Genomic DNA, 4,274 nt, shown 5'->3' with positions numbered 1-4,274 from the left:
TGACGTCACGGCAGAACGGAAGGCAAAAGCGGAAGGGCAGAAGACGGACCAGCTCGCCGCATTCGCTTCCGAAACCGCGCGACTCTTAGCGGGCCTCCCCGTAGATAGCACGAATGACGCGGAGTCGGACATGGATGGCTCGTTGGCTGACGCGCCGGATCAGGTCGATCTCGACGCGATTGCGCACGTGGCGTCGAAGCTTGCTGCAGGGCTGACAGAACGATCACAGGCCGTAGTGGTGCTGATCGAGCTGATGACCTTCTATCCGTGGTCCGGCGGCGCGAAGTGGAACCCCAAGGCCCGCGATGGCGCGATCACTGACGCCGCGATCGAGATGCCTGGACTCGCTCCGGACGATTTCGCAACGTTGACAACGGAATTCGACGCGCTCGTGAAGCAACTTCGTCGAAAGTCGATCCGTTGGGGTCGAGTTGCCGCCATGACCGTGGTCGGTCTGGGCGCGGGTGCGCTCACCGGGGGGTTGGCGGCCCCGGCGGTCGGTGCAGCGGTCGGCGGAACGCTCGGGCTCAGCGGTGCTGCCGCGACATCTGCCGGGCTTGCAGCACTGGGCGGCGGATCGCTCGCGGCCGGTGGATTCGGTGTTGCTGGCGGTACGTTGCTGGTCACCGGTGTCGGCGGATTGACAGCTGCGGGCGTGGCTGGCGCGAGCACGCGGTTCAGTCGGTTGGGTAGCGGGAGTATCGCCCTTGACGCGATCAAGCTCGATCTTATTGCGCGGGTGCTGATTACAGACTCCGAGGACCGCGACCAAAAGATGAGGCGGGTCGCGGAAAGCCTTGCCCAGGTGGCGAACGATCTCAGCAAGAAGGTCAATCTGCTCTCCGAGCGGATCACCCAGCTGAAAGAGAAGAATCGGGTGTTGACCGAGGAAAACAACACGCTGCGTGCGAAAGTGTCACAGCTCGGCGCCGACCTCCGACAGTTGCGTGATGCCGAGATCCGTGAACTGCGCGCGGAGTTGCAGGTCGCCGAGCAGGACAAGTCGACAGTAGAGGTTGTCCTGGAACGGTTGGAAGAGAAAGTCGGCCAGTGACCGATTCGTTCGAACGTAACCTCGACACGCAGGCCCGGCGGTTCGCCGACATCGACAAGGCGATCGATGCCGCCTTGGCAGAGGATCCGGAAACCTCGGAACTTCCGGTGTCTGCCGACCGGCAGACCTATGCGCAACTCACGCAGTTCAACGATGGTTTGCGCGAGCAAAACAATTGGTCCGAGGTCGATCTCGATGCTGCGTTGACGCCGACACATCGCGACGACCTTGCTGCCTGGCGCCAGCGGCAGAGGTGGCCATGGTCGACGACCGACCTCGCGATGGTCGGGGTGGCCGGGCTGGTCGGCGCCCTATGCGTGTGGTTCGATTCGACGACCGACCGGGCAGTGCGGAAACAATTCGACGCACTCAGCAAGACCGACCTCGTACGGACGTGGGAGAAGGCCGGCAAGCGGCTGCCGATCGACCATATGGGGAAAGGGTTCGGCGGCCGAGCCCACCGCATCAAATCCGGCGGACACGACATCCTCCGCCTCGTCACAACAATGCGCCAGATCGTAGATGGCGAGTTCCGCGGCGTGAGATGGGAATTCGGCGAACGCATCCCGATAGTCGAAGTAGGCCAGTTCGCTGACGTGGATGACTGGATGGACGCTGCTATCGCGTTGATCCAGCATCTGGTCGCAGACTTCCTGACCCCGATGAGCCTGCCGGTGCCGGGTATGTCGTGGCTGTATGAAAGTGACAACGAAGCCATCAAAGACTTTGCGCTGCACGCGTACTCGGGGCTACGACAAGGTGAAGGGTGGAACCTGCGGCAGGCCACGGTCGGACCGGGACTGACATCGGTCATCACCGAACTGATCATTCGGACACACGTTCACGCCGACGCTCACCGACGGACCGGGACCGCAGTGCTGAGCGATCAGGACCAGCGGAAGCAAACTGAGTTGCGGCTGGCCGCGCATTCACTAGTCGGCGCAGCATCGCTGGGAAAGGCTGCCGCAGCTGCTCTTTCGATTCGGAGCGAGCGCGGCGTTCTTCATCCCGCAGCGCTGCGGCACATCCAAATTCCCGCGCTGATCCTGTCCGGCAAGCTGGCCGTCACAGTTGTTACCGACGCGCGTGCTGCCCGATCGTTGTCTGCGCCGAGCTGGGATGACCTCTTGATCGGAACGGCCCAAGTCTGGCAACTCGACCTGCCCGCCTCGCTGGAACGCGCCGCGTTGAACAACGTGAGCAAGGAGAGCTAAGTCGCTCCTGCAGAACACCATTCGGTAGGTGCCAAACATCGGCGAAGGGTGCGGGCATGCCTCGTTCGAGTACAGCCCAGCCACGCCGAAGGCGGTTAGCCAGTATAGAAGTTGTTCTATTTGAAACAGTTTCGTTCTTCCGCCCTCCTTGGAGTGAGTTCGTATGGAATATCTGCGTTCGGGACAGAACTGCGGCATCGCCGACACATCGCTCACTGTCATGTGCAGTTGGCGCAGGTGGGGTGCTGTGGACGCCGACTTGTCCGCGATCTTGCTCGACAGTGGACGGCGGGTCCGCGGAGACGCTGATTTCGTGTTCTACAACCAGCCATCTTCAGTCGACGATGCGGTCCGGCACGTCGGGAAGCGAGCGGGCGACGATCGCGTCGAGGACCGAATCAGCATTGAGCTAGCGAGCGTCGCACACGATGTCCAGATGGTCGCAGTTGTGGTGAGTGTCGACGGCGACCCTGCCGCGACCGTTGCATCTCTCGCGAACCTCGATATCGCGATTCTCGATGCCGCTGACCGCCCGGTTGTGGGCTTCAGGATGCCGACGCTCACGACGGAAACCGCTGTCGTCTGCGTGGAAGTGTATCGCCGTGATGCCGGATGGAAGGTCCGCGCGGTCGGCCAGGGATACCAGGACGGCCTCGCTGGCCTCGCGCGAGACTTCGGCGTCACCGTCGACGACGAGCCCACCGCGCCAGCTCCCCAACCAGCAGCTCTCGGTGCACCTGTCATCGACTGGACCAACCCGCCGGTGCCTGCCGGTTACGAACTCTGAGAAAGGAATTCGATCATGGGGTTCCGCATCAGTAAATCGATCAAGCTCGCCCCTGGTGTCCGCATGACGGTCTCCAAGTCGGGTCTCGGCTACAGCGTCGGTGGTAAAGGAATGCGCGTCACCCGCCACGCCAGCGGACGTGTCAGCCGCACGACATCTATTCCTGGCACCGGAATATCGCACAGTTCGACGATTCGGCCCGCACCACGCAAAGCCTCCTCGCCGCGCACTCCCCCGAACGCCGCAGCACGGCCAATCGTGCCGCCGCCGCCGATCGTGCCTGCCCGTCCCGGTGTTCTTGCGCCCGGCTGGGAAAAGGACCTGCACCGCATTCTCGATTCCACCCAGCCCGCAGACTTCGTCGCTGTTGCGCAGAAACACGGTCGCACGGTGCCCGAAGCTCGTCTCCTGGCCGCCGCGCTGGAAGGCTTGCTGCACTATCAATTCCGTGAGACCAGCCCGTCCGCACTGGACCGTGCCCAAGCGTTGCTGGGGTGGGTAGTCGCTCAGAACGCGGTTCTCGAGCAAACGCCGTTTGTCACCAAGTACCTCGTCGACGAGACCTGGGCGGTCGAGATCGCCTACGGCATCACCGCGCATCTGCGCCTGTGTGACGACGTCCTCCGCCTCGCCGCGGCCGAACTACACCAAGCTGCGGGCGACCTACCCGCCGCGATCTGGACCGTCGAAAACGCCAACCCCACCACACCGGCGGCACTCTCGCTCACCGAGCTCTACAGCGATGCCAACCGCCACCAGGACGTCATCGACACAACCAACGGCATCACCAACGAAGACGACGCAACCACGCTGCTGCTCGCGCTCCGAGGACGAGCTTTCGCCCACCAAGGTTTTCATGACGCAGCTCGTGAATCTTTCAAAGAAGCTCTCCGCGTCCGCACCAGGTCGACCGAAGTGCGACACCGCGCACTGCTGGAACGCGCACAAGTGAACCTCGCCCAAAACCGTAAAGCGCTCGCCCGCAAAGACATCGAGAAAGTTCTTGCAGAAGATCCGCACTACCCCGGGCTCAGTACTGCGCTCGCGGGACTGAACTAGCCCACCAGTCTGGCTCGTACCCTTCCGAGTCGTCGAACGGGTACCAATATCTTTCAGTCCGTTCTCGATGGATGAGAGTCAGATCGTCCACGAATGGAGTGTTGTCGTCTGCCATGAGCATGGGACCACTGTGAGCTGATTTCTGCCAGGTGCATGGGAC

4 protein-coding genes are annotated in these 4,274 nt (G+C 62.5%); all 4 read left to right on the top strand.

The genetic code is table 11. From position 1 onward, the window contains the following. The first annotated feature begins 130 nt into the window (after positions 1-130). The 4 genes from ACHIRB_RS30820 to ACHIRB_RS30805 all read left to right on the top strand — a co-directional run bounded on the left by ACHIRB_RS30820 (position 131) and on the right by ACHIRB_RS30805 (position 4,114). Positions 131-1,054 carry a coiled-coil domain-containing protein gene (locus ACHIRB_RS30820; protein ID WP_395127841.1) on the top strand — a complete coding sequence of 308 codons (924 nt, stop codon included), beginning with the start codon at positions 131-133 and terminating at the stop codon, positions 1,052-1,054. Beyond that, complete coding sequence (locus ACHIRB_RS30815; RefSeq protein ID WP_395113541.1) at positions 1,051-2,268, top strand: hypothetical protein; 1,218 nt, start codon at positions 1,051-1,053, stop codon at positions 2,266-2,268. The genes ACHIRB_RS30820 and ACHIRB_RS30815 overlap by 4 nt, the downstream gene beginning before the upstream one ends. A gap of 163 nt (positions 2,269-2,431) precedes the next feature. After that, the gene (locus ACHIRB_RS30810) at positions 2,432-3,055 is read left to right on the top strand and encodes a TerD family protein (protein ID WP_395113542.1); all 624 of its coding nucleotides are present in this window, start codon (positions 2,432-2,434) and stop codon (positions 3,053-3,055) included. A gap of 15 nt (positions 3,056-3,070) precedes the next feature. Beyond that, positions 3,071-4,114: a DUF4236 domain-containing protein gene (locus ACHIRB_RS30805; RefSeq protein WP_395113543.1), complete on the top strand. Its 1,044-nt coding sequence runs from the start codon at positions 3,071-3,073 to the stop codon at positions 4,112-4,114. Positions 4,115-4,274 lie beyond the last annotated feature (160 nt).

It is taken from the genome of Antrihabitans spumae, from assembly GCF_043944905.1.
Lineage (GTDB): Bacteria > Actinomycetota > Actinomycetes > Mycobacteriales > Mycobacteriaceae > Antrihabitans > Antrihabitans spumae.
Note: the sequence above shows the minus strand (reverse complement) of the source record. Positions and strands in the feature narration are given on the sequence as shown.

Excerpts from the sequence above, each read along its gene's own strand:
- ACHIRB_RS30820 (WP_395127841.1), top strand. The coding sequence starts at position 131 with ATGGATGGCTCGTTGGCTGACGCGCCGGATCAGGTCGATCTCGACGCG.
- ACHIRB_RS30810 (WP_395113542.1), top strand. The coding sequence starts at position 2,432 with ATGGAATATCTGCGTTCGGGACAGAACTGCGGCATCGCCGACACATCG.
- ACHIRB_RS30805 (WP_395113543.1), top strand. The coding sequence starts at position 3,071 with ATGGGGTTCCGCATCAGTAAATCGATCAAGCTCGCCCCTGGTGTCCGC.